We start from the raw sequence: 22,986 nt of genomic DNA, 5'->3' as shown, positions 1-22,986 counted from the left end.
AGATCATTAAAAAGCATCCGTCTTTTTGCGAATGCGGGTGCAAATATACATGCATTAATTTATTTTTCAAGACATAATTGCTATAATTTTACCATAGTTTTGCCTTTTGCTTATTTTGAGTCATTTACAGATGAAATTTTTTTTGATTGGATACATGGGAAGCGGTAAATCAACCGTTGGAAAACTACTATCTGAAGAGTTAAACCATAAATTTTATGATCTTGATAACGAGATCGAAAAAGAATACGACTTGGCGATCTCTGAAATCTTTGCGAGAAAGGGAGAGATCTTCTTTAGAAAAGCTGAACGAAAGATGCTTGAGAAATTAATCAACCTTAATGAGGACGCTGTAGTTTCACTTGGAGGAGGAACTCCGTGTTATGGTGACAATATGGAGCTTATAAAAAATGCAGATTCGGTACGATCTATTTATCTCAAGCTGAACATTCCAACCTTATTGGAGAGATTGCAGCGTGAAAAAACAGACAGGCCAATGATAAGTCATTTGGACACTGAGGAGCTACTGGAAGAGTTTATCAGAAAGCATTTATTCGAAAGAGGCTTTTATTACAATCAAAGTGAGCTAATTTTAGATTGTAATGATAAAGATCTTTCAGAAATTACACGGGAATTAGTGAGGACTTTAAGATAACTCTACACGTTCATGATCCTTTTCAAAAATAACTTTTACCGTTTCGCTTAGAGAGGTTGATAGAGATAAACCTTTAAAATCGGCTTTCACCGGGTAGCGTTTGTGGTTCCGGTCCACAAGCACGGCGGTCTTGAAATTTTTAATTGGAACGTCCAGAAAATATCGTACTCCATAAATAAGAGTGGAACCTGAATTCAATACATCGTCCACCAGGATCAAAGATTTGTTTTGATATTCTTCAGGTTTTAAGGAAACAATTATAGGATCTAATGGTGATTTTTTGTTGATCACTACCTTACCCAAAGTAGTTTTTAAAGGTGAAATTTCCTGAAGTTCTTTTTCAAGTTTCTTAGCTAGAATATATCCATTACTCGCGATGCCTGCGATAATAATCTCTTTCTCGTCCACATTACTTTCATAGATCTGGTAAGCTATTCTCCTGATTTTATGCTTGATCTCGTCCTGGTTTAGAATTGAATGCTTAGCTTTCATAAATTACTTTTTTCGAAATTTGAAGAATAGTTCAGTCCCTAAACGAGGTTTTATGGAATTGTATGCTTTCTCCAGAATTTCAATATGATAATACGGACTAAAATAAGTTAAATATTCTTCACGACTACCGCCAAAAGGTGGGCCGTCTTCCTTTAATTCAAAATTGAATAATAAACCTGCCAGTACTCCTCCAGATCTTAGAAGTTCACTGGTTTTTTGAGCATATGCACTTCGTTTAGTAACCGGTAATGCGCAGAAAAAGGTTTGCTCCAGGATTAGATCGAAGGAATTCTCAATTTTAAAAAAATCCTGGTGCAGCATTTGGTCTTCAGGAAATTCAGGATTGCGAAGTGAAAATGAGTTTAAAGGAATTTCAGCAATATCGCATAGAAAGACATTTCTAAAACCATTTTTAAAAAGATATTCTGCTTCATAAGCATTGCCTGCTCCTGGAATCAGGACTTTTAGTTCCTTGTTCTCAATACCATCTGCAAATGCATTAATTGGAGGGGAAACAGCTCCCAGATCCCATCCAGTTTGATGATTTTTATATCTACTGTTCCAGTAATCTTTAGTCATCTTTTTTCTTCTCTAAACCATCATCCTTCTTTTCGTCTAAGCCGGCATCTGTATTTTCAAACCAGTCATCAATATCACGACGATCCTTCTTGGTAGGGCGGCCAGTACCTTTCTTGCGGTAATAGTCCTTGGAGTATTTTAAAAGATCCAGTTTTTCAAAGGCTTCTTTCGGGGTGATATCATGAACATAGATATTTACAAGTTTCGCCCCAACACGACTTTTGGGAAGATCAAGGATTTCCAGCTCATAATTGATCTGATTTTTCCGAACTCTTAGTTTATCACCAGGGAATACGTCTTTGCTAGGTTTCAGAATCTCATCGTTCATTCTCACCTTTCCCTGCTTGCAGGCAGTTGTTGCCAGACTTCTGGTCTTAAAATAGCGTACACACCATAAAAACTTATCAACTCTCATACTTATACCTTCAAATCGCCGTTCAATATTGAACAAAAATACAAGATTATTGTATCTTGCGGCTCCAAAATAAAATTCTGATGAGAATAAACAAATTGATGCTGGTTGGTCTTACGGCTTTTCTTGCATTTGCATGTAATAATGATGATGATGGCGGTTTGGTCCAGGTTGAAGTTCGTGACCGTACAGAGGTCGCGGTTGAAGACGATCAGGCACTTTTAGACTATCTCTCCACCCATTTTTATAACTATGAAGATTTTGAAAATCCTTCTGAAGATTTCAACTATCAAATCGTATTTGACACGATTGCAGGTGAGAATGCAGATAAGGAGCCGATCATCAATTCAGATAAATTGATAACGAAAATTGTTAATCATGAAGGTGTAGACCAGAATCTATATGTCCTTAAAGTACGTGAAGGTGCTGGAGCGAAACCTACCTTTGCAGATTCTACCTTTGTTACTTATGAAGGAGAACTTCTAACAGGAACTGTTTTTGACTCTAACTTAAGAAATCCTGTTTGGTTTAATCTTTCACCATATTTTGGAATCGTGGATAACCGTGTAACACCTCTTGGCGGAGTTATAAAAGGATTTCAGGCTGGATTGACTGAGTTTGGTGCAGCTACTGGTTTTCAAGTGAATGCAGACAATTCTGTAGAATGGAATAATGACTACGGGATTGGTGCTATTTTCATGCCTTCCGGATTGGCCTATTACTTTAATTCTCCTGAGACTATACCGGTTTACTCGCCGCTCGTTTTTCAAATTAGTAGTTATGTGGTAAACCAGGCAGATCATGATAATGATGGTATTCCTTCATTTATGGAAGATCTGGATGGAGATAACGATGTGACTTCGGATGATACAGATGGGGATGGACTTCCAAACCTATCAGATCCAGATGATGATGGTGATGGTACTCCTACAAGAGATGAAATTGAAATTACAGAGGATGGAACTTTGATCTTAACCGACTCAGATAACGATGGAACTCCAGATTACCTGGATCCAGACGTGTTTCAATAGTGGAATAGCTATTATAAATGAATATAAAAAAACCTGGCGATCGCCGGGTTTTTTTATTTTCCGCCCGCAGATTGTAAGTCCAGAATACAGGCATCATCCAGCTGAGGAAGATTATTATTGTCTATAGTGTTGATGACCCCGCTACCAAATTCAATACTTGCCTTCATTAAGCATTTATCGGTAATGCAGTGTGCAGTGTTATTCGGGTCTTCGTGATCTGTTACCGGCTCCACGCCCAGGTTGACCAAACCAAATAAATGACCAAATTCATGATTTAAGGTCGCGGCTTCAATAATTGCTTTGCTAGGTGCATTGAACTTGCTTGCAAAGTTTTTAATGGTTTCACCATACAGGATAATTGAAGTATTTCTGAATGCAGTACCCAGAGTGATCTTAGTTTCAGAGTCGTTGATCTTCTTGCCAGCTGCAAAATAGATCCAGACTCCAATTTCATCGCCTACAGTATAAACCGTTCGTGTCCTGTTTTCTACGGTTCTCAAATCATCTTCATCGAAAGGAGTGAGTCCGGAACTTGCTACAGAGCGTAAATTGATGGTTATTCCATCGGGTTTATAAACCCTGCTTTCCAGAAAACTTCTGAAGGCATCGATTGCTGCAGTCTCTGGTCTAAATCCTTCAGCATAGACGACTTCAATATTCATTGAAGTAAATTCGGTATCACTTAATAGATCTGAAGCAGATGAACCGGTAACCTTTAAGTTAGCCGCTTTATTGTTTCCTTCTTCGGAATCATTATCAGAATCCTTACTGCACGATACAGCGAGGCTGCTCAAAAACAGGATTAAAAGAGTTTTGTAAATTTTATTCATTCTGTATTAGATCTTGCGCAAAAATATGAAAAATAACGAGTTAGACTTTTTTCAGAATCGCCAGGTAATCATAATGTTCTCCTTCAAAAACGATCTCACAAGAAAAATTGTTGTTGTTTGCTGCCTTCTGAAGAATTTCTTTATCGACATATAACCAGTCAAAAGGATCTGAAGTTTCTCCCTTATAACTCAATTCATAAGTGAGTTCCCCGTAATATTCTTCGGAATCAATAAACTCGTCATCGAAAAGATAAATAAGATCTGAAGAATCAAGAATCAGCTGTCCGTTATCATTTAGTAGCTTATGACAGTGCTGAAGGAAATCATCGATATTATCAAGTTTTCCAATGATCCCGGTTCCATTCATCAACATAAGAATGCTATCAAATCTTTCCGAAGCGATCTTATAGAAATCCTGAACAACCGCATTATTGAGTCCGCGCTCTTTTGCGATCTCTATAGCTCCGGAAGAAGTATCTATAGCCTTAACCTCCATTTTGTTCTCATTTTGAAGATAAAGGGCATGGCTGCCGGCCCCGCAACCAACATCAAGAATACTGCCTTTACAAAGTTTTAGTGCTTCCTGTTCGAGCTTTGGCATTTCTTCAAAATCCCGGAACAGATAAGCGACGGGAATTTCATCATTATCAAAATCTGGTGAATGTACCGTGATGCTAGTTTCATCTTTTTCTTTGTAGTAGCCTGCAATGGCTTTGCCGAATATATCCTTATTTTTGTCCAATGGATGAAGAGCTTAAAAGTTTACCTAATCGCGCCAAAGATAAGAAGAAGGAAAATAGGAAATTCTTTTCGCGACTAAAGAAGCGTCCTCCAAAGGATCTGGATAAGCTCATGGTGGAATTGCACGAGGAAGAATTCTCCAGAACCGACTGTTTGCAATGCGCTAATTGCTGTAAGACCACGGGACCTTTATTTACACAAAAAGATATTGGAAGGATTAGTAAACATTTTCGAATGAAGCCTGGAGATTTTATAGATACTTACCTAAGGCTGGATGAGGAGAACGATTATGTGCTACAGCAGGTGCCATGTCCTTTTTTAGGCGACGACAACTACTGTGGTATCTATGCTCAGCGACCAAAGGCCTGCCGGGAATATCCTCATACAGACCGCAAGGATTTTCATAAAATTTCCTCTCTCACTATAAAAAATACTAGCATTTGTCCGGCGGCATACAATATCGTCGAGGAAATGAAAAAAAGATTAAAATCGTAACACTTAGGTCTAAAAAATTTATATTTTTGGGAAAACCTTAACGATGAAAAGTCTTATTCTTCTCCTGCTTTTGTGTGGGTCTAATCTATTTGCAAATAACTGGTATACAGATCTCGAAGCAGCGCAAAATGCAGCTATCGCCAGTAACAAATTAATATTGGTAGACTTCTGGGCGACCTGGTGCGGTCCATGTAAAGCTATGGATCGTGATGTTTGGAGTGATCAGGAGGTGCAGGAAGTGATGCAAAACTATATCCCTTTAAGAGTTGATTTTGACACTCAGCGACAATTGAACATGGAGTATGGGGTAAAAGGAATTCCGTATGTGGTGATCATGGATGCCAATGGCAAGGTGATCCATAATAACCTTGGCTATACCAATAAACTGGAGACCATGAGAGTTCTGGAGAAGTTCAAATTAAATACTTCGTTTCTGCAGGTAGAGTCGGCTTATTACAAAAGAAAACCAAGTTACTCCACTGCTCTCAGACTTGCACAGAAATACCTGGATTATAGTTTATACCTGGACAAGGATCTTCGACGACCGATTCTAAATATAACCGAAGAATATCTTAATGAAGCTCAGGATCTGCTGGACGAAAAACAGTCTAATTATAAGATGATTAGTCAGAAACTGGATCTGCTTGTGACAAACGTTGATCTCTATCAGGGTAATTATAGAAAGGTTGAAAGGTTTCTAAAGAAGAAAATTGACAAAGAAGAATTGCGTAAATACAACTGGGGCTTATATACTTTTCTAAATTACTGCATGGCCATAGAAAATGGTGAAGAGACACAAATTAGTAAGTGGACCGAAGAATTGGAAAAACTAAACAATTCAGATCTTTATAAAACCAGGGCAAAAAATCTGCAGGAAACTAGCTGATCATCTAAGGGTACATCAAATATTTATTACGAGTCTTTTGAAAAGCTTTGAGACCTGGCTTCCAGGATTCCCGGATTTCTTCAGCAGAGAGACCTTTTATAATTTGATCTTTCAGTAAAGAAGTTCCAGCCAGTTTCAGGAAGAAATCGTTATAAAATTGCTCTTTACTCTCTGTATTGCGATATGCTTCAATTAACCATTCCAGGTTGATGAAATACAATGTTTCCGCAGTGCTTAAATTGCGCCCGAAACATTCCTTATTCTCATGCTTTGGATATTTAGCACCCTCCATGGACTTTGGAGTATAAGCATAATTGAAATGCTCCTCATCCAGAAAAGGGGAGCCAAAAACCTGGAATTGAAGATTCGTACCGCGGCCGGCATTCACATTCGTTCCTTCAAAAAAGCAAAGACTTGGGTAGAGATTGATCGATTTAGCGTTGGGGAGGTTTGGGGATGGTTTTACAGGTAGTTTATACTTCATCGAATGCTGGTAATTCTGCATAGCAATTGTTTCCAGATCACACTGAATTCCGTTCTCGAGCCATTTTTCTCCGTTGATCATTTTTGCATATTCAGCAATGGTCATTCCGTGCACTACCGGTATGGAATGCATTCCCACAAAGCTCTGATGTTGTTTTTCGAGAATTGGACCGTCGATATAATGTCCATTAGGATTTGGTCTGTCCAGAATTAGAACCGGAATTCCTTGTTCTGCACAGGCTTCCATGACATAATGCATGGTTGAGATGTACGTATAGAACCTGGCTCCAACATCCTGAATATCGAAGATTAGTAAATCTATGCCTTTCAGGTCTTCAGCAGTTGGTTTTTTATGGCTTCCGTAGAGAGAAATAACCGGAAGGCCACTAATTGGGTCCTTACCGCTTTTAACGGTCTCGCCAGCATCTGCAGCTCCGCGAAAACCATGTTCGGGTGCGAAAACCTTTTTTATTTGGACATTCTGGCTTAATAAAGTATCCACAAGATGAGTATATTCTCCATTCTTTCTTTTTACTACGCTAGTTTGATTTCCCACAATCCCTATAGTTCTGTTTGCTATCTTCGGAAGTATAAGATCCATCCTGTTTGCGGCTGGTAAAATTTCAGAAGGAACCGAATCTGAAAGTGTTTCCTGTTTAACTACTTCAGAATTTTCCCAAGAGCTTTCACTATGAGCGTTTCCGCAGGAAAGAATTCCAAAAACAAAGAATAATAATGTACTTTTGACCAACCTCTTAATCATAGCAATTTGAATTTCGAGTACTTTATAGTAAAGCGCCTTATTAGCGCGAAAGGATATAAAAGTAGCATATCTGCTCCTATAATAAAAATAGCGATCACCGCAATTGCTATAGGGGTTGTGATGATGCTTGTATCTTTTGCGACCGGCCTTGGTTTGCAGGAGAAAATACGGGATAAGATCGCTGCTTTCAATGGTCATATTAGTATCTCCAGTTACGATAACAATAGCTCCAAAGTTTCATTAACTCCAGTTTCAACAGATCAGGATTTTTATCCCGAATTCACCAGCGTGGAAGGTATCGATCATGTCCAGGCCGTTGCAAGTACTTTTGGCGTTATTCGAACAGAGGAAGATTTTGAAGGCATCGTGGCCAAAGGTGTAGGAGCCGATTACAAATGGGATTATTTCGAGGAATTCCTTACGCAGGGTAGATTGCCTAACTATTCTGAAAACCTTAATGATGAAATTCTAATCTCTGAATATCTCGCCAACAGGCTTAAGCTGAAGAATGATGACCGTGTGGCTACCTATTTTATGCGTGATGATAGTGATCTGCCTTTACAGCGTAGTTTTGAAATTGTGGGTATTTACGAATCCGGTTTTCAGGAATTTGATGAGTTGTATATGCTTACAGATATCAGGCATATCCAGAGAATAAACCGGTGGGAAGAGGATGAGATTGGTAATTTTGAAGTTTTCGTAGAAGATTTTGATGAACTTGATTCTAAAGGCAATGAGGTTTATGAGAATACAGGATCTTTTCTGGATACTCAAACGATAAGTCAGAAATACTACTCGATTTTCGAATGGTTGTCCCTTTTTGATTTTAATATGGCGCTTATTCTTGGTATAATGATCCTTGTTTCAGGAATCAATATGATCACCGCATTATTGGTTTTGATCCTGGAGAGAACCCAAATGATCGGAATGCTGAAAGGACTTGGAGCGGCAGATTGGAGTATTCGGAAGATCTTTCTGTATAATGCCGCTTATCTAATAGTGTTGGGACTCTTCTGGGGAAATTTAATTGGAATTGGTCTGCTGGCGCTTCAGAAATATTTTAAACTGATTCCGCTTGATCCCAGAACTTATTATGTCACCGAAGTTCCAATCTATTTGAGTTGGGATTATATTCTACTCGTGAATACCGGCACTTTGATTCTCTGCATGCTTATGCTGTTAATTCCATCAGTGATCATCTCCAAAATCTCTCCGGTTAAGGCGATCAAATTCGATTAATAATTGGAGCTCTCATAGTTGACGTGGTAAAGCTTGGTTTAAGGCCAAAGGTTTTTTTACATTTGCAGACGTTAAAGAAAAATGTAAGCATGGATTACGCTGAGAATATATTAGGGACCATTGGGAATACTCCTATGGTTAAGATGAACAAGATCGTTGAGGATATCGATGCGCTTGTACTGGCAAAGTATGAAACCTTCAATCCCGGGAATTCGGTAAAAGATAGAATGGCTGTGAAAATGGTAGAGGATGCCGAAGCCAAAGGTTTATTAAAACCAGGAGGAACCATCATTGAAGGAACTTCAGGGAATACCGGAATGGGGCTGGCACTTGCAGCGATCGTTAAAGGTTATAAAATGATCTGCGTGATGAGTGACAAGCAGAGCAAGGAAAAGATGGATATTCTTCGCGCAGTGGGAAGTGAAGTGGTGGTTTGTCCTACAGATGTGGAACCAGATGATCCCCAATCTTATTATTCTACCTCCCGAAGACTTGCTGAAGAAACTCCGAACAGCTGGTACGTAAATCAATATGATAATCTCGCAAATCGTGAAGCTCATTACGAATCTACAGGCCCTGAGATCTGGAAACAAACAGATGGAAAAGTAACCCATTTTGTTGTTGGAGTAGGGACTGGTGGAACTATTTCTGGTGTTGGAAAGTATTTGAAAGAAAAAAATCCCGATATTAAGGTTTGGGGAATAGATACTTACGGTTCAGTATTCAAGAAATATCACGAAACGGGTGAATTCGATGAAAAGGAGATCTATCCATACGTAACCGAAGGAATTGGAGAGGATATTTTACCTAAAAACGTTGACTTTGATGTGATCGACGGTTTTACGAAGGTAACAGATAAAGATGCAGCAGTTTATACGCAGAAATTATCCAAGGAAGAAGGATTTTTCCTGGGCAATAGTGCAGGTGCAGCGGTAAAAGGGCTTTTGCAACTAAAAGAACATTTTACTAAGGATGATGTCGTGGTAGTGCTTTTCCATGACCACGGAAGCCGATATGTAGGTAAAATGTATAATGATGACTGGATGAGAAAAATGGGTTACATTGACTAACACCGGTTATAGAATGTAGGAACTAATTGATTTTTTATATGACTAAGAATGCGTGGTTTTTAACCAGTTTATTCTTTATGCTGTCGCTCTCGATACATGCGCAGGATGATGAAAGGAAAGAATCAGATCTTAAAGTAACTTTAGATCTAAAAAATCCTACCAGGGAGATCAATGATGGGGTCACCATGGTTAATGTTCAGGGAGGAAAAGCTCCTTATACTTACAAATGGACCAAGCAAAGCACTTCCCTTCAATCTAATAAATCCACAGGTATAACTGAAGGTCAGGAAGAATCGGTAACTGTGACCGATGCCAACGGAGTAAGTGTTACCAAAAAGTTTGAAATACCTGCTGAAGCGATCACTGAAGTCGTAAACAGTAAAGTGCAGCCGGCAGTAGATTTTCTAGGCGGCATATTATTCTGGGATCCTTTTGCAGCAGTTGGGATCTACGACCCGGTTGTTTATACCAATGACAGAGAAATACCAATCCCGAACTGGGATGCAACTACAAGTAAAACCTTCAGTTTGAAGCGATGGCTGGTTGAGGATGGTAGTCAGGTAGCTGCAGGTGATAAAATTGCTATTATAGAAAGCGAATCTGGAGAGGAGAAAGAGATCTTTTCAGAAGTTGATGGTACCATAAACTACCTGGTTCTGGAAGGCAACGAGATTTTTGACCCAAATGACCAGGATGATGTGATTGAGCAGAATGCTCATATGATCGCCAAAATTGAGTTCGACGAGCCTCAGCCTCTGCATCATCCCAATGGTGATGTGATCACGAACTCCATTCCTTTTATCGTGATCTGGCTTATTCTGGGAAGTATCTTCTTTACTATAAGACTTGGTTTCGTAAATATTCGTGGTTTCTCTCATTCTATTCAGTTAGCCAAAGGGAAATACGACGATCCGGATGCACCGGGTAGAATTACACATTTTCAGGCAATGGCTACGGCAGTTTCAGCAACCGTTGGTCTTGGGAATATAGCCGGTGTTGCGGTTGCAATTTCACTTGGTGGGGCCGGAGCAACTTTCTGGATGTTCTGTGCCGGATTCTTCGCGATGTCACTAAAGTTTACTGAGTGTACATTAGGGGTAAAATATAGAGAGATCAACGAAGATGGTAGAATCTTTGGTGGGCCTATGAATTATTTGCGTTACGGCCTGGAGAAAAGAAATATGAAAGGTCTTGGGAAATTCCTTGCCAGCCTTTTTGCAATATTGGGAGTTGGAGCGTCTTTTGGAGGTGGTAATATGATACAGTCCAACCAGGCATTTAAAATAGTTTCTGAACAATTACCTTTTCTGGAAGGGCAGGGATTCTTGTTTGGAGTTGGATTCGCCATCCTTGTTGGAGCGGTGATCCTTGGAGGAATTAACAGTATCGCACGGGTCACTGGTAAAGTTGTACCTGTAATGGCGATTATCTATATCCTAGGTTGCGCAGTTGTGATTGGGGTGAATATTGAAAATATTGGTGCTGCATTTTCAGCGATTTATAACGGAGCTTTTTCCGCAGATGCTTTAAAGGGTGGTTTTATCGGAGTACTAATTGTTGGTCTGCAAAGAGCAGCATTTTCCAGTGAGGCCGGGGTTGGTTCAGCAGCTATCGCGCATAGTGCTACCAAAACCAATAATCCTATTGCAGATGGATTTACATCTTTAGTAGAGCCTTTTATCGATACTATGGTCGTGTGTACTATGACGGCATTGGTGCTTATTTTTACCGGAATGCATGAAGTAGGCGGTGGAATGAAAGGGGTTGAACTGACTTCAGATGCTTTTGGAAGCGTTATTTCCTGGTTCCCGGCAGTACTGGCACTTGCGGTTTTCTTATTTGCTTTTTCCACGATGGTTTCCTGGTCATATTACGGGATGCGTTCCTGGACCTATCTATTCGGGCAAAGCAAGAAATCTGAAATTATTTACAAAGTCTTATTCCTGATATTTGTAGTAGTAGGAGCATCAGTTAGTCTTGGGGCAGTTTTAAGCTTCTCAGATATGATGATTCTCGCGATGTCATTTCCCAATATCATTGGATTATATATTATGTCTGGGGAAGTTAGAGCCGATATGGAAAACTATTGGGAGCGACTCAAAAACGGAGAATTGTTTATCAATCCTAAATTCAGAGATGCCTGATGAGGTTTTTTACTGAAAGATCTATAAAAACTCTTCCATCTACGGAAGAGTTTTTTGTTTCATATTAGCAGATGCTTGTAACAAGAGAAATAGAGTGGCACCTATAAAATAGAGCAGAACATCAACGAGATCTGCAGTATATCTATCTACAAACTGCGGAAGTATCAATTCAAAATATATAGCATAAAAACACGTAAGCACTAGCGCCTGGGCAATACTTATTTTGATCGATCTATCCTTTGTGAGGTAATGCGCCATTTTGAGACATATGGTCAAAATGATAGGCATGCATAAAAAATCGTTGAGGTATGATGTGGTCCATTCTGGAAAGTGCACTCCAGTAAACTTTAGAGCTTCGAAAAGTAAAAAGATCAGTACGTATAGAATAAAGGTGGCATTCAGTAATCTCATAAGAGCGCAACAGATACTACAAAGGCAATTACAATGCCTATTCCAAGTACAATGAGCCAGACTGTGTACCCGGTTCTGGCAAGGAAACGTACAATAGGATTTTTATGTTCTTCTGCAGGTTCTGGTGCTGACTTTCGTTTATATTCTCCGGGTCTTCGACTGGATTTTAATTTAGTTTTCTTCGGATTCTTCTCCATGTTGTACTGGGCTTTCTCGATTAGTTCAGTTGAATGAACTCGACTGCTGAAATTCTATTGATCTTCAAATTAATTTCTAAGATAAAAAAACTGGTCATCCATCAACTCCAATTAATGAAGCTTTATGAAAACCCTGAGTCTTCAGAATTATTCTAAATTCTATTTCAGAATAAATTTATATAAAGTATTTTCATTGCTGAAATTGAACTTATGAAAAAACTATACTTTTTACTCTTGGCAATACTAATGGTATCCTGTAATGCAACCATGGATACTACGAGCAACGAAACTCCAGAAACTCCGAAATATACCTACCTGGCACTCGGTGATTCTTATACGATAGGGGAGAGCGTTCGGGAAACTGAAAGATGGCCGGTACAATTAACGGAGCAACTTCGAAATAGAAATTATGAAATGGCGGCGCCAATGATCATTGCAAAAACGGGATGGACAACTTCAGATCTTTTGCGGGGAATGGACCAGAACCTGGAAGTGCAACGCGATTTTGACCTGGTTTCTATTTTGATCGGGGTTAACAACCAGTATCAGGGAAAACTTATTACAGAATACGAAGAAGAATTACGCCAGATCTTCAGGCGTGCAATCAATCATTCTAAAACCCTGGAAAAAGGTGTTTTCGCTGTAAGTATTCCGGATTATGGTTATACACCTTTTGGATCGTCAAACCAGGAGAAAATTAGTGCTGAAATTGACAGGTTCAACCAGGTTTTCAAAAGAGTTGCAGATGAATTTGGAGTAGTGTTCTATAACATTACCCCAATTTCAAGAAATAGCAGCAACCCTGAACTGGTAGCAAGTGATGGTTTGCATCCAAGCGCATTACAGTATCAACTTTGGGTAGAGCAATACATATCTCAGGTAGCAGAAAAATTACCTAATTAATTTTCTTAGCACTTCATTTTCAAATGAATAATTTGATACATTCGGAGAGTGAAGGAAGACTTTCTTTATTATCTCTGGAAGTTTCAGAAGTTTGATTCCGAATGTCTTAGAACTTCGGAAGGTGAGCCTTTACAGATCATTTCGACCGGTTCTCAAAACGACTTATCTGGTCCCGATTTCTTTAATGCTCATTTAATAATCACTGGAATCAAATGGGCTGGGAATGTTGAAATGCATTTAAAATCATCAGACTGGTACCTGCATCATCATGAAACAGATCCTGCCTATGACAATGTTATCCTGCATGTAGTATGGGAACACGATGAGAATATCTTCCGAAGAGATGGAAGCCTTATACCAGTATTTGAACTGAAAAATATTGTCGATTTTTCTATGATCGCAAAATACCGTCACCTGCTGGAAAGTCGTCATCATAGTATCAATTGTGAAGACAGTTTTTCTGAATTTTCCAGTTTTGAGATTGACCACTGGTTCGAAAGACTATATTTTGAAAGACTCGAAAGAAAGTCAGCATTGATATTCGAAGTACTGCAACGTTCCAATAATGATTGGAACACGGAATGCATGATCCTGCTTTTTAGAGCGTTTGGTTTAAACATCAACGGCGATTACTTTTCAAATATAGCGGAAAATCTGGGCTATTCTTTGGTTGCAAAATTAGGCGGGAATCAGTTTTCTTTAGAAGCACTGTTTATGGGTTATTCTAATTTGATCCATGGGGCAGATCAGTATTCAGATGAACTACGTACAGAATTCGAGTTTCTAAAACATAAATTCCGTATACCTTTAATTGATACTAAACCAGAATTTTTCAGATTAAGACCAGATAACTTTCCTACGATTAGGCTGGCCCAGCTCGCAGGTTTGTATGCTCAGCGAGCCTCATTCTTTTCAGACGTTATCGCTGCGAAAAATTTAAATGAAATAAGATCTCTTTTTTCTATTGAGATTTCAGACTACTGGAAGACTCACTATAACTTTGACAAACCACATAATTCCAAGGCAAAAAAATTAAGCAACTCTTTTTTCGAACTTTTGGTGATCAATTTTGTAATCCCATTGAAATTCGCATTCTCAAAAAGTACCGGAGAACCAGCGTCCAGTCTCCATGAAATAGTAACAAGCCTAAGACCCGAAAAGAACTCTATAGTAAATATGTTTAATAATTTAAGATCGGGTACAGTCAGGAATGCACTGGAATCGCAGGCGGCGCTTGAGCTCAAGAACAATTATTGTAGTAAAGATAGATGTTTGCACTGTGAATTAGGCGCGACAATACTGAGAAAATCTGTTAAATACGCTTAAATTTGTAATATGGCAGGCATGGTATCGAACATGAGACATTATCTCGAAAAGCACGGATTCTACGTATCTACAAGGATGGCAGATAAGATGGGAATTCGCGCTAAGAATGTTCGGTTATTCTTTATATATGCCAGCTTTTTTACCATGGGTGCAGGCTTTATCGTATATCTGATCCTAGCATTCTGGCTAAAGCTTAAGGACCTGGTCTACACAAAAAGAACCTCTGTATTCGATCTATGAGACAAATAATAGATTCCAGGATCAGGCTGGCTGTAGTACTAATTATTATGGTATTTGTTACCGGAATTGTTGGGTTCAGATTCTTATATGATTACACTTGGGTCGATGCACTGTATATGACCATTATTACCGTAAGTACAGTAGGATATGGGGAAGTCCAGCCTATGGGAGCCTACGGAAAATTATTTACTTCTTTTTTTATTATTTCCGGACTATTCATCTTTGGTTTCGGTCTCTCCACGATCACAGAACATATTCTCAATAAAAATAACATTGGTAATCTTAAACGTAATAAAATGAAGAAGAGGATAGACTCCCTGAATGATCATATCATTGTTTGCGGTTACGGTCAAAACGGAAAACAGGCAGTTCAGAAATTGCTGGACTACCGGAAAGATTTTGTTATCATAGATGATCATGAGGAGGTTTTTCAGAATCTGGAAAATGACAGGCTCAATTATATTGTAGGGAATGCTACTGAAGATGAAGTGCTTACCCTTGCCGGTGTGGAAAGAGCATCGACTTTGATCTGTGCACTTCCCAGGGATGCAGACAATCTGTTCATCGTACTTTCTGCAAGACAGTTAAAAAAGGATCTTAAGATCATTAGCAGGGCTACGGAAGAAAACAGTTATAAAAAGTTGAAACTTGCCGGTGCAGATAATGTGATCATGCCCGATAGAATAGGGGGAAGTCACATGGCTTCGCTCGTAGTGGTTCCGGATCTGGTCGAATTTCTGGATAATCTTTCCGTCTCTGGTGAGCAGGACAGTATCAATGTAGAACAGGTCTCATTTTCCAAGATTTGCACAGATGGAGTGGAAAGGTCAATTTCTGAAACCGATATTCGGAAAAAAACCGGTTGCTCCGTTATTGGCTATAAATCACCGTCTGGAACCTATGTGGTGAACCCGGAGCCATCTCAACGTATCGAGCGTGATTCTAAGTTGATTATGATTGGCAGACCTGATCAAATTGAGCATTTAAAAAAGTATTATTCGGTTTAGAAATTGGATTCAAATTTTAATAAAAGCCTCGTTTTCTTTAACATGACATTCACAATTTAACTCCCAAAAGTTTGTTTTAGCTCAATTTTTTAGCATATTCACGCGCTGAAAATTTAACTTCAATATAAATAACCAAATTTCCATATGAGAAAGTATTTGCTTTCAATGTTCTTTTTGTTTTCGATTGTAGGACTATCTGCACAGGAACTAGACGTAAAAGCCCAGGTAGGAAACCCCTCCAAAGTAATAAATAATGGATTCATTGAACTGGATGTAAAAGGAGGAACTCCTCCTTACCAGTATAAATGGTCCAACCAGGGAACCAGCCTGGAATCTAATAAAACCGCAGGTCTTACAGAAGGTGTTCCTTACACGGTAGTAGTAACTGATGCTGCAGGAAACAAATTTGAAGGCGAGTACCAGGTAGAGGCAGAAGCTATTACCGAACACTTCAATGGAACTTTTTCTCCTATCGTAGCAAGTATGGGAAGTGTCCTTTTCTGGGATCCATTTACGGCTATGGGAGTTTACGATCCTGTTATTTATGCTGATATTAAAAGAATTGAAGCTCCAACCTGGAGTGCTTCTGAGGACGCTAAGTTTGTTTTAGAACAATGGCTGGTGGAAGATGGCGAGCATGTGAACGATGGAGATCCTATCGCGATTGTTACTAAGAATGGTGAAAGCATAGAAGTGCTTGCGAACGCTGATGGTACACTGGATCAATTTCAAGCGGAAGGTGAAGTTATTTATAACTCTGAAAATAAGCAACATGTTATTGAGCAGGGAGCTCAGTACTTTGGTAGCATAGTATATGACGAGCCGGTAGCGCTTCTTCATCCTAATGGAGATCCTCAAACTAAGAATATTCCATTTATCGTGGTCTGGCTTGTTCTTGGAGCATTGTTCTTCACGATCAGGTTAGGTTTTATTAATATTAGAGGATTCAAACACTCCTTGCAACTGGCTAAGGGTAAATATGATGATCCAAACGCTCCCGGACAGGTAACTCACTTCCAGGCTTTGGCTACTGCCGTTTCTGGTACAGTAGGTCTAGGTAATATTGCTGGTGTGGCAGTGGCGATCTCATTAGGAGGTGCCGGTGCAACGATGTGGATGATCCTTGCGGGACTTCTTGGAATGTCTTCTAAATTTGTGGAATGTACTTTGGGTGTAAAATATAGATTCATTAATGCTGATGGTCGTGTATTTGGTGGTCCAATGAATTACCTGAGATATGGTCTTGAAAAAAGGAACAAAAGAGGTCTTGGTAAATTTCTTGCCGCATTTTTCGCGATACTTGCGATCGGTGCCTCTTTTGGTGGTGGAAACATGTTCCAGGCCAACCAGTCATTCTCTATTCTTGCTGGAGAATTTCCAATGCTGGAAGGAAATGGATTTATCTTTGGGATCGTAGTAGCAGTATTGGTAGGTATTGTAATTATTGGAGGTATTAGCAGTATTGCTAAGGTAACTGGTAAGATCGTACCAATCATGGCAGGAGTATATGTATTGGGTGCTCTAGTCGTAATAGGTGTAAATATCGAAAATATAGGTCCTGCATTCACGGCGATCTGGGATGGAGCTTTTAATCCAAGTGCTCTTAAAGGTGGAGTTATTGGTGTTCTCATCGTAGGATTCCAGCGTGCAGCTTTCTCGAATGAGGCTGGTGTAGGTTCCGCAGCGATTGCGCATAGTGCAGCTAAAACGAATCATCCGCCTTCTGAAGGTTTTGTGGCTCTTTTAGAACCATTTATCGATACCGTAGTGGTTTGTACACTAACTGCCTTAGTATTGATCTTTACAGGAATGCACGAAGTAGAAGGTGTTGGAGGGGTAGAATTAACTTCAAGTGCTTTTGGAAGTGTGATCTCATGGTTCCCATATGTTCTGGCAACAGCAGTATTCTTATTCGCCTTTTCAACGATGATCTCCTGGTCTTATTACGGAATGAGAGCCTGGACTTATTTATTCGGAAAAAGTAAAACAAACGAAATCATTTACAAGGTTTTATTTCTAATCTTCGTGGTAGTTGGAGCCTCTGTTAGTTTAGGAGCAGTGCTGGATTTCTCAGATATGATGATCCTGGCGATGTCCTTCCCTAACATTATAGGTCTCTATATTATGATTGGAGAAGTTAGTAAAGATCTCAAGGATTACTCAAGGAAGCTTAAGGCTGGAGAGTTGTTCCATAAAACTGAAGAGCCAGCCGCATAGGCTCTCTCTAATATGAAATTTTTAAAATCCCATTTTGCGCTTTCAAGAAGTCAGCAGAATGGGATTTTTATTTTGGTGCTGGTCATTATCATCTTGCAGTTGATTCTCTTCGGAAGTGATTATATATCTAAAGATAGCGAGCCTGTAAATGATGAGAAAATTATAAAATTCCAGAATCAGTTAGATTCTATCCGCAAGCTGAAACCTATAGTGAAGGATACGATATATCCTTTCAATCCAAATTATTTATCAGATTTCAAAGGATATCAAATAGGAATGAGCGTAGAAGAGATCGATAAATTATTGAATTACCGTGCTACCAATAAATGGATTAATTCTGCTGAAGAATTCCAGACAGTGACCGGAGTAAGTGACAGTTTGATGATGATCATAGAACCTTCTTTCCGATTTCCTGAGTGGGTTAAGAACTCTGGAAAGCTTCAGAAACCTATAACTGAAAAAGCTGTTGTTATTTCGATTGCCGACCTTAATACTGTTTCAGCTGAAGACCTTCAGGTTGTAAATGGCATTGGTGAAAAACTTTCAGAAAGGATCGTGAAATATAGAAATAGTATTGGAGGTTTTCTTTCCGAAGAACAATTGAAGGATGTGTATGGATTAAGTCCTGAGGTTATCGCCAGGATCCATGAAAAGTTCCAGGTTGTCAATAAACCAAAGGTAATCCTCCAGAATATTAATTCTATCACAGAAGCCGAACTGGCAGAATTGCCTTATTTTAATCCTGCTCTGGCCAGGAAAATTATTAATTACAGAATCATGAATGAAGGGATTCGGTCTTTTGAAGAATTGACAAAAATCAGTGGGTTTCCTTCCGATAAAATCGATAGAATTAAATTATATTTGTCAGTACAGTGATTTTTGTTAGAAAATCGATCTGAAATTGTAAATATAATAATTGCTAATACGGCCTTTTTGCCGGGAAAAAATATATAGAAATGAGTAGATATTTTACAGAGGAACATGAACTTTTCAGGAAGAGTTTCCAGGAATTTCTTCAGAAGGAAGTAGTGCCTCACGTAGATAAATGGGAAGAAACCGGAACCATTGAAAGGTTTATCTGGAAGAAGTTTGGAGAAATGGGTTATTTCGGTCTTAATCAACCGGAAGAGTATGGAGGAATGGCCCTAGATCTGTTTTATACGATTATATTTCTTGAGGAGCTTCAGAAAGTAAACTCAGGTGGTTTTGCAGCAGCGATGTGGGCGCATGCTTATCTTGCTATGACGCACTTAAAGGTTGAAGCCAGTCATGAGCTCAAAGAAAAATACCTTACACCTGCGATTGAAGGTGAAATGATTGGCTGTCTTGGGATATCAGAACCATTTGGAGGATCTGATGTTGCTGGTATGAAAACTACGGCTGTTAAGAAAGGTGATCATTATGTGATCAATGGTTCAAAAACTTTTATCACCAACGGAGTGTATGCAGATTTTTATGTGGTAGCTGCGAAAACAGATCCTGACAAAGGAAATAAAGGAATGAGCATGTTCCTGTTGGATAAAGAGTTTGCAGGAATTTCAGCAAATAAACTAAATAAACTGGGCTGGAGAGCATCAGATACTGCAGAACTTGCATTTGACAACGTAATAGTACCTGTTGAGAATTTACTTGGTGAAGAGGGAATGGGCTTTAATTACATCATGCAACATTTCGCTCTGGAGCGCTTGATCATGGGTGTAAATGCTCACGCACGTTCAGAGTTTGCACTGGAATACACGATGGGTTATATGCAGGAGCGTGAAGCTTTTGGACGTTCCCTGGATAAATTCCAGGCATTGAGACATACTGTTGCTGAAATGGTAAGTGAAGTTGAGGTGATCAAAGAGTTTAACTATGCAACAACTCAACGTTTGAACGATGGAGAATATGTGGTAAAGGAGGCTAGCATGTCTAAACTCCTTGCAACTAAAATTTCAGACGAGGTAATGTATAAATGTTTGCAAATGTTAGGTGGATATGGATACATGGAAGATTACCCATTGGCAAGAATGTTCCGTGATAGCAGGTTAGGACCAATTGGCGGTGGAACTTCTGAAATTCTAAAGGAGATTATCGCAAAAATGGTAATTGATAAGAAAGAATACAAGCCTGCAGCTAAATAGTATTTTTGCGAAACTTCATTTTTCGCGCAAATATGGTGATTGGTAAGATTGAATTATAGGTTAGCTGCTAAGAAAGCGAATTACTAAAATAGCCCTGGAATTTCCGGGGCTATTTTTTTAAACTCTTATAAAAGGTTCTCCTGATCTTTTCTCCGTTAATAAAAAATTCACTGGCTTCTTGATCAGTATAAAATTCAGAAGTGAGCGATTCATCACGTGCGATTTCTTCTTCAGTAGCACCCTGATCAATTTTCTGCTGAACATTTTCCCGGATACTTTTCAGCATAGATAGATAATTTGAATAATCCTGATAGTTTGCCAGATTGCCGTGCCCGGGAATTATTTTTGTCTTTTCATTAATGATAGACAGGCCTTTTTCCGCAGCTTCAATATCACCGTCTACACTACCGCCGCTACTCAAATCTATATAAGGAAACATTCCGTTGAAAAAAGTATCACCAGTGTGTAATACATTGCTTTGTGGTAGATATACAAGCGCATCACCATCTGTATGAGCGTTATGAACGTGTAGTACCATCACATCATTTGAATTGATATGCAGATTTAACTGGTCATTAAAAGTAATAACCGGAATGCCAGCACTACTGTCTGTTGCTTTCTCTTTCAAGCGTTCGCGCACATTTTGATGCGCCAGAATAAGTGCTCCTTGATCATCAAAGTTTTCGTTCCCACCAGTATGATCTCCATGATGATGTGTGTTCACCAGAAATCGAACGGGCAGTTCACTAATAGTTGCGATAGCCGCGATCAATTTATCTGATAGCGCCGCAAATTGATCATCTATCATGAACACTCCATCAGGCCCTGTAAGAATTCCAATATTCCCGCCAGCACCCTGTAAGAGGTATACCTCTTTGGTAATCTGCTGCGTCTTAATTTCCACCTGTTCCATATTCTGGAATGCAAAACTGCTGAAACTGCAGGCAAAGGTGAATACTATTGATAGTGTAAGTTTTCTCATGGGATCATACATTATTCAGGAAAGTTAGGTAAAATAGGCTTAGGTCATATTAATAAAGAAATAAATCGCTAAATCATTGGGAGATATAATAATTGAATTATCTTTGCAGCCGATTCCAAAAGAGAGGAGGTTATGACACTATGTTAATTATACCAGTTAAAGACGGAGAAAATATAGATAGAGCTCTTAAGCGTTTCAAGCGAAAGTTCGACAAGACAGGAACTATGCGCCAGCTAAGAAGCCGCCAGCATTTTACGAAGCCATCTGTAGAGCGTAGAGCTCAGATTCAAAAAGCGGAGTACATCCAGCATTTGAGAGACGCAGAAGATATCTAGAGATATCAACAGGCTTTTGTAAAGCTGAAAATTATAAGAACTGTTGCTAGTTTAAAGTTTACTAACTTTGGCTATCAACAGTTTTTTTTATGCCTTTTAAATCCTTTCTTGAGTATCTTCAGTTAGAAAAGAATTATGCCGAAACTACTATCAGGGCATATAAGGCAGATCTCACCCAATTTCAGCAATTTATTAACCAGGAATTTTCCGAAGAGAAGATTGAGAAAGTATCATACAACCAGATTCGAAACTGGATCGTGGAGCTTTCAGATTCTGGTATTGCTAACCAGAGCATCAATCGAAAAATGTCCTCTCTTAAAGCCTACTATAAATTTCTTCTGAAAACTTCAGCGATAGAAAGTTCTCCACTTGCAAAACATCGATCCCTAAAAGCTGCAAAGAAAATTCAGGTTCCGTTCTCTGAGAAAGAGGTTGTCGCTGTACTGGAAGATTTTAGTGATGATACTTTTGAAGGGTTGCGCGATAAATTGATGATAGAGCTATTTTATTCTACAGGGATAAGAAGAGCAGAATTGATCAATATAAAAGAGCAGGATCTTGATTTAGGAAGTAATATGCTAAAAGTCCTGGGGAAAAGAAATAAGGAGCGTTATATACCGTTATTGAAACAGGTGGTTAGCACGGCAGAAAGGTATGTGTCGCTTAAGCGCTCTAATCCATTGCAGCGAGATTGTCCTTATTTGTTCGTTACGGCGAAGGGACACAAAAGCTACGAAAGCCTTGTTTATAGAATTATAAATAATTATTTTAGTAAGGTGTCTGGTAAGGTAAAGAAGAGTCCGCATATACTGCGTCACACTTTTGCCACGCATTTATTGAACCAGGGAGCAAACATGAATGCTGTAAAAGAATTGCTGGGACATTCAAGTCTGGCATCTACGCAAGTTTATACGCATAATAGTATTGCTGAATTGAGTAAAATTCATAAGAGTGCTCATCCCAGGAACAATAATAAGTAACCGCTCTTTTATTTGTTTAATTAAATTCAACCTGATTATGAAAATGAATCTGCAGTCTGTGAACTTTAATGCTGATCAAAAGCTAATTGACTTCACTCAGAAAAAACTAGATAAGCTTGAAAATTATTTTGATAAAATTATCCATGCGGATGTATTCTTTAAAGTTGAAAATACAAGTGCTAAGGATAATAAAATAACAGAGATCTTATTGAGTATTCCCGGGGGCGAGCTAATGGTTAAAAAGACCTGTAATAAATTCGAAGCCTGTGTGGATGAATGTGTTAGTTCATTACAAAGGCAGCTCATCAAGAAAAAAGAAAAAATGAGTACTCATGTTTAGGAGATTTTTTTTCTAATAATGTTTTGATAAAGAAATAATTTATATACATTTGCAGTCCGTTAGAAATAGCGGACTTTTTTATGCGGAATTTTAAGCATAAAAGGCCGA

The 22,986-nt window shown here is 38.9% G+C and carries 26 protein-coding genes; 17 read left to right on the top strand and 9 right to left on the bottom strand.

Annotation, left to right across the window (positions count from 1 at the left end):
• The first annotated feature begins 130 nt into the window (after positions 1–130).
• Positions 131–652: a shikimate kinase gene (locus ACNKXS_RS09180; protein ID WP_417920606.1), complete on the top strand. Its 522-nt coding sequence runs from the start codon at positions 131–133 to the stop codon at positions 650–652.
• Here ACNKXS_RS09180 and ACNKXS_RS09175 read toward each other — a convergent pair.
• From ACNKXS_RS09175 to ACNKXS_RS09165, 3 genes are read right to left on the bottom strand one after another with little or no spacing between them, the layout of a single operon-like run.
• Positions 644–1,144 carry a phosphoribosyltransferase family protein gene (locus ACNKXS_RS09175; protein WP_417920605.1) on the bottom strand — a complete coding sequence of 167 codons (501 nt, stop codon included), beginning with the start codon at positions 1,142–1,144 and terminating at the stop codon, positions 644–646. The two genes, ACNKXS_RS09180 and ACNKXS_RS09175, sit on opposite strands and share 9 nt — an antisense overlap.
• Before the next feature lie 3 nt (positions 1,145–1,147).
• A complete protein-coding gene (locus ACNKXS_RS09170) occupies positions 1,148–1,723 on the bottom strand; it encodes a methyltransferase domain-containing protein (RefSeq protein ID WP_417920604.1) in 576 nt (191 codons plus the stop codon).
• Positions 1,716–2,138 carry an RNA-binding S4 domain-containing protein gene (locus ACNKXS_RS09165; RefSeq protein ID WP_417920603.1) on the bottom strand — a complete coding sequence of 141 codons (423 nt, stop codon included), beginning with the start codon at positions 2,136–2,138 and terminating at the stop codon, positions 1,716–1,718. Before ACNKXS_RS09165 ends, ACNKXS_RS09170 begins: the two co-directional genes overlap by 8 nt.
• 80 nt (positions 2,139–2,218) lie before the next feature.
• Between ACNKXS_RS09165 and ACNKXS_RS09160 the strand changes: the two genes are divergently transcribed.
• Positions 2,219–3,166, top strand: a complete 948-nt coding sequence (locus tag ACNKXS_RS09160) for an FKBP-type peptidyl-prolyl cis-trans isomerase (RefSeq protein WP_417920602.1) — start codon at positions 2,219–2,221, stop codon at positions 3,164–3,166.
• 53 nt (positions 3,167–3,219) lie between these two features.
• Here ACNKXS_RS09160 and ACNKXS_RS09155 read toward each other — a convergent pair whose 3' ends face one another.
• Both ACNKXS_RS09155 and ACNKXS_RS09150 read right to left on the bottom strand, forming a co-directional pair.
• Positions 3,220–3,996, bottom strand: coding sequence for a hypothetical protein (locus ACNKXS_RS09155; RefSeq protein ID WP_417920601.1), 777 nt, complete (start codon positions 3,994–3,996; stop codon positions 3,220–3,222).
• Positions 3,997–4,036: 40 nt separating this feature from the next.
• Positions 4,037–4,738, bottom strand: a complete 702-nt coding sequence (locus ACNKXS_RS09150) for a class I SAM-dependent methyltransferase (RefSeq protein ID WP_417920600.1) — start codon at positions 4,736–4,738, stop codon at positions 4,037–4,039.
• Here ACNKXS_RS09150 and ACNKXS_RS09145 point away from each other — a divergent pair.
• Together ACNKXS_RS09145 and ACNKXS_RS09140 are read left to right on the top strand one after the other, a co-directional pair.
• On the top strand, positions 4,738–5,232 hold the full coding sequence (locus ACNKXS_RS09145) for a YkgJ family cysteine cluster protein (protein WP_417920599.1): 495 nt from the start codon (positions 4,738–4,740) through the stop codon (positions 5,230–5,232). The genes ACNKXS_RS09150 and ACNKXS_RS09145 overlap by 1 nt on opposite strands.
• 43 nt (positions 5,233–5,275) lie before the next feature.
• Entirely contained in the window at positions 5,276–6,118 is an 843-nt protein-coding gene (locus ACNKXS_RS09140) for a thioredoxin family protein (RefSeq protein WP_417920598.1), read from the top strand.
• A gap of 4 nt (positions 6,119–6,122) precedes the next feature.
• On the opposite strand, the gene ACNKXS_RS09135 is transcribed toward ACNKXS_RS09140, so the two are convergent.
• Positions 6,123–7,364 (bottom strand): exo-beta-N-acetylmuramidase NamZ family protein, encoded by a 1,242-nt coding sequence (locus ACNKXS_RS09135; protein WP_417920597.1) that lies wholly within the window; start codon positions 7,362–7,364, stop codon positions 6,123–6,125.
• 6 nt (positions 7,365–7,370) lie between these two features.
• Here ACNKXS_RS09135 and ACNKXS_RS09130 point away from each other — a divergent pair, with 6 nt between their 5' ends.
• The 3 genes from ACNKXS_RS09130 to ACNKXS_RS09120 all read left to right on the top strand — a co-directional run bounded on the left by ACNKXS_RS09130 (position 7,371) and on the right by ACNKXS_RS09120 (position 11,817).
• On the top strand, positions 7,371–8,603 hold the full coding sequence (locus tag ACNKXS_RS09130; RefSeq protein ID WP_417920596.1) for an ABC transporter permease: 1,233 nt from the start codon (positions 7,371–7,373) through the stop codon (positions 8,601–8,603).
• Between the two features lie 89 nt (positions 8,604–8,692).
• Complete coding sequence (locus ACNKXS_RS09125; RefSeq protein WP_295180514.1) at positions 8,693–9,673, top strand: PLP-dependent cysteine synthase family protein; 981 nt, start codon at positions 8,693–8,695, stop codon at positions 9,671–9,673.
• A gap of 38 nt (positions 9,674–9,711) precedes the next feature.
• A complete protein-coding gene (locus tag ACNKXS_RS09120; RefSeq protein WP_417920595.1) occupies positions 9,712–11,817 on the top strand; it encodes an amino acid carrier protein in 2,106 nt (701 codons plus the stop codon).
• Positions 11,818–11,856: 39 nt separating this feature from the next.
• Here ACNKXS_RS09120 and ACNKXS_RS09115 read toward each other — a convergent pair whose 3' ends face one another.
• Positions 11,857–12,228, bottom strand: a complete 372-nt coding sequence (locus ACNKXS_RS09115; RefSeq protein WP_417920594.1) for a hypothetical protein — start codon at positions 12,226–12,228, stop codon at positions 11,857–11,859.
• The gene (locus tag ACNKXS_RS09110) at positions 12,225–12,425 is read right to left on the bottom strand and encodes a hypothetical protein (protein WP_298246377.1); all 201 of its coding nucleotides are present in this window, start codon (positions 12,423–12,425) and stop codon (positions 12,225–12,227) included. The genes ACNKXS_RS09115 and ACNKXS_RS09110 overlap by 4 nt, the downstream gene beginning before the upstream one ends.
• A 210-nt stretch (positions 12,426–12,635) precedes the next feature.
• Here ACNKXS_RS09110 and ACNKXS_RS09105 point away from each other — a divergent pair, with 210 nt between their 5' ends.
• From ACNKXS_RS09105 to ACNKXS_RS09075, 7 genes are all read left to right on the top strand, one after another.
• Positions 12,636–13,328 (top strand): SGNH/GDSL hydrolase family protein, encoded by a 693-nt coding sequence (locus ACNKXS_RS09105; protein ID WP_298246378.1) that lies wholly within the window; start codon positions 12,636–12,638, stop codon positions 13,326–13,328.
• Positions 13,329–13,376: 48 nt separating this feature from the next.
• On the top strand, positions 13,377–14,654 hold the full coding sequence (locus ACNKXS_RS09100) for a DUF2851 family protein (protein WP_417920593.1): 1,278 nt from the start codon (positions 13,377–13,379) through the stop codon (positions 14,652–14,654).
• Positions 14,655–14,663: 9 nt separating this feature from the next.
• Complete coding sequence (locus ACNKXS_RS09095; protein ID WP_295180503.1) at positions 14,664–14,894, top strand: PspC domain-containing protein; 231 nt, start codon at positions 14,664–14,666, stop codon at positions 14,892–14,894.
• Positions 14,891–15,901: a potassium channel family protein gene (locus ACNKXS_RS09090; RefSeq protein ID WP_417920592.1), complete on the top strand. Its 1,011-nt coding sequence runs from the start codon at positions 14,891–14,893 to the stop codon at positions 15,899–15,901. Before ACNKXS_RS09095 ends, ACNKXS_RS09090 begins: the two co-directional genes overlap by 4 nt.
• A gap of 144 nt (positions 15,902–16,045) precedes the next feature.
• Positions 16,046–18,118, top strand: a complete 2,073-nt coding sequence (locus tag ACNKXS_RS09085; protein WP_417920591.1) for an amino acid carrier protein — start codon at positions 16,046–16,048, stop codon at positions 18,116–18,118.
• 12 nt (positions 18,119–18,130) lie between these two features.
• Complete coding sequence (locus tag ACNKXS_RS09080; RefSeq protein ID WP_417920590.1) at positions 18,131–18,994, top strand: ComEA family DNA-binding protein; 864 nt, start codon at positions 18,131–18,133, stop codon at positions 18,992–18,994.
• Positions 18,995–19,074: 80 nt separating this feature from the next.
• Positions 19,075–20,241: an acyl-CoA dehydrogenase family protein gene (locus tag ACNKXS_RS09075; protein ID WP_417920589.1), complete on the top strand. Its 1,167-nt coding sequence runs from the start codon at positions 19,075–19,077 to the stop codon at positions 20,239–20,241.
• Positions 20,242–20,350: 109 nt separating this feature from the next.
• Here the strand turns inward: ACNKXS_RS09075 and ACNKXS_RS09070 are convergent, their stop codons facing one another.
• Complete coding sequence (locus tag ACNKXS_RS09070) at positions 20,351–21,223, bottom strand: MBL fold metallo-hydrolase (RefSeq protein ID WP_417920588.1); 873 nt, start codon at positions 21,221–21,223, stop codon at positions 20,351–20,353.
• Between the two features lie 140 nt (positions 21,224–21,363).
• Here ACNKXS_RS09070 and rpsU point away from each other — a divergent pair, with 140 nt between their 5' ends.
• The 3 genes from rpsU (at position 21,364) to hpf (ending at position 22,878) form a co-directional block, all read left to right on the top strand.
• Positions 21,364–21,558, top strand: coding sequence for a 30S ribosomal protein S21 (gene rpsU / locus ACNKXS_RS09065; protein WP_026915408.1), 195 nt, complete (start codon positions 21,364–21,366; stop codon positions 21,556–21,558).
• Between the two features lie 89 nt (positions 21,559–21,647).
• Entirely contained in the window at positions 21,648–22,538 is an 891-nt protein-coding gene (locus ACNKXS_RS09060; RefSeq protein ID WP_417920587.1) for a tyrosine-type recombinase/integrase, read from the top strand.
• A gap of 37 nt (positions 22,539–22,575) precedes the next feature.
• Entirely contained in the window at positions 22,576–22,878 is a 303-nt protein-coding gene (gene hpf, locus ACNKXS_RS09055; protein ID WP_417920586.1) for a ribosome hibernation-promoting factor, HPF/YfiA family, read from the top strand.
• The last annotated feature ends 108 nt before the right edge of the window (positions 22,879–22,986 follow it).

Origin of the sequence: Christiangramia marina (assembly GCF_048285865.1) — a bacterium.
GTDB lineage: Bacteria > Bacteroidota > Bacteroidia > Flavobacteriales > Flavobacteriaceae > Christiangramia > Christiangramia marina.
Note: the sequence above shows the minus strand (reverse complement) of the source record. Positions and strands in the feature narration are given on the sequence as shown.

Coding starts and splice junctions, on each gene's coding strand:
- ACNKXS_RS09180 (WP_417920606.1), top strand. CDS start 131: ATGAAATTTTTTTTGATTGGATACATGGGAAGCGGTAAATCAACCGTT.
- ACNKXS_RS09175 (WP_417920605.1), bottom strand. CDS start 1,144: ATGAAAGCTAAGCATTCAATTCTAAACCAGGACGAGATCAAGCATAAA.
- ACNKXS_RS09170 (WP_417920604.1), bottom strand. CDS start 1,723: ATGACTAAAGATTACTGGAACAGTAGATATAAAAATCATCAAACTGGA.
- ACNKXS_RS09165 (WP_417920603.1), bottom strand. CDS start 2,138: ATGAGAGTTGATAAGTTTTTATGGTGTGTACGCTATTTTAAGACCAGA.
- ACNKXS_RS09160 (WP_417920602.1), top strand. CDS start 2,219: ATGAGAATAAACAAATTGATGCTGGTTGGTCTTACGGCTTTTCTTGCA.
- ACNKXS_RS09155 (WP_417920601.1), bottom strand. CDS start 3,996: ATGAATAAAATTTACAAAACTCTTTTAATCCTGTTTTTGAGCAGCCTC.
- ACNKXS_RS09145 (WP_417920599.1), top strand. CDS start 4,738: ATGGATGAAGAGCTTAAAAGTTTACCTAATCGCGCCAAAGATAAGAAG.
- ACNKXS_RS09140 (WP_417920598.1), top strand. CDS start 5,276: ATGAAAAGTCTTATTCTTCTCCTGCTTTTGTGTGGGTCTAATCTATTT.
- ACNKXS_RS09135 (WP_417920597.1), bottom strand. CDS start 7,364: ATGATTAAGAGGTTGGTCAAAAGTACATTATTATTCTTTGTTTTTGGA.
- ACNKXS_RS09125 (WP_295180514.1), top strand. CDS start 8,693: ATGGATTACGCTGAGAATATATTAGGGACCATTGGGAATACTCCTATG.
- ACNKXS_RS09120 (WP_417920595.1), top strand. CDS start 9,712: ATGACTAAGAATGCGTGGTTTTTAACCAGTTTATTCTTTATGCTGTCG.
- ACNKXS_RS09115 (WP_417920594.1), bottom strand. CDS start 12,228: ATGAGATTACTGAATGCCACCTTTATTCTATACGTACTGATCTTTTTA.
- ACNKXS_RS09110 (WP_298246377.1), bottom strand. CDS start 12,425: ATGGAGAAGAATCCGAAGAAAACTAAATTAAAATCCAGTCGAAGACCC.
- ACNKXS_RS09105 (WP_298246378.1), top strand. CDS start 12,636: ATGAAAAAACTATACTTTTTACTCTTGGCAATACTAATGGTATCCTGT.
- ACNKXS_RS09095 (WP_295180503.1), top strand. CDS start 14,664: ATGGCAGGCATGGTATCGAACATGAGACATTATCTCGAAAAGCACGGA.
- ACNKXS_RS09090 (WP_417920592.1), top strand. CDS start 14,891: ATGAGACAAATAATAGATTCCAGGATCAGGCTGGCTGTAGTACTAATT.
- ACNKXS_RS09085 (WP_417920591.1), top strand. CDS start 16,046: ATGAGAAAGTATTTGCTTTCAATGTTCTTTTTGTTTTCGATTGTAGGA.
- ACNKXS_RS09080 (WP_417920590.1), top strand. CDS start 18,131: ATGAAATTTTTAAAATCCCATTTTGCGCTTTCAAGAAGTCAGCAGAAT.
- ACNKXS_RS09075 (WP_417920589.1), top strand. CDS start 19,075: ATGAGTAGATATTTTACAGAGGAACATGAACTTTTCAGGAAGAGTTTC.
- ACNKXS_RS09070 (WP_417920588.1), bottom strand. CDS start 21,223: ATGAGAAAACTTACACTATCAATAGTATTCACCTTTGCCTGCAGTTTC.
- rpsU (WP_026915408.1), top strand. CDS start 21,364: ATGTTAATTATACCAGTTAAAGACGGAGAAAATATAGATAGAGCTCTT.
- ACNKXS_RS09060 (WP_417920587.1), top strand. CDS start 21,648: ATGCCTTTTAAATCCTTTCTTGAGTATCTTCAGTTAGAAAAGAATTAT.
- hpf (WP_417920586.1), top strand. CDS start 22,576: ATGAAAATGAATCTGCAGTCTGTGAACTTTAATGCTGATCAAAAGCTA.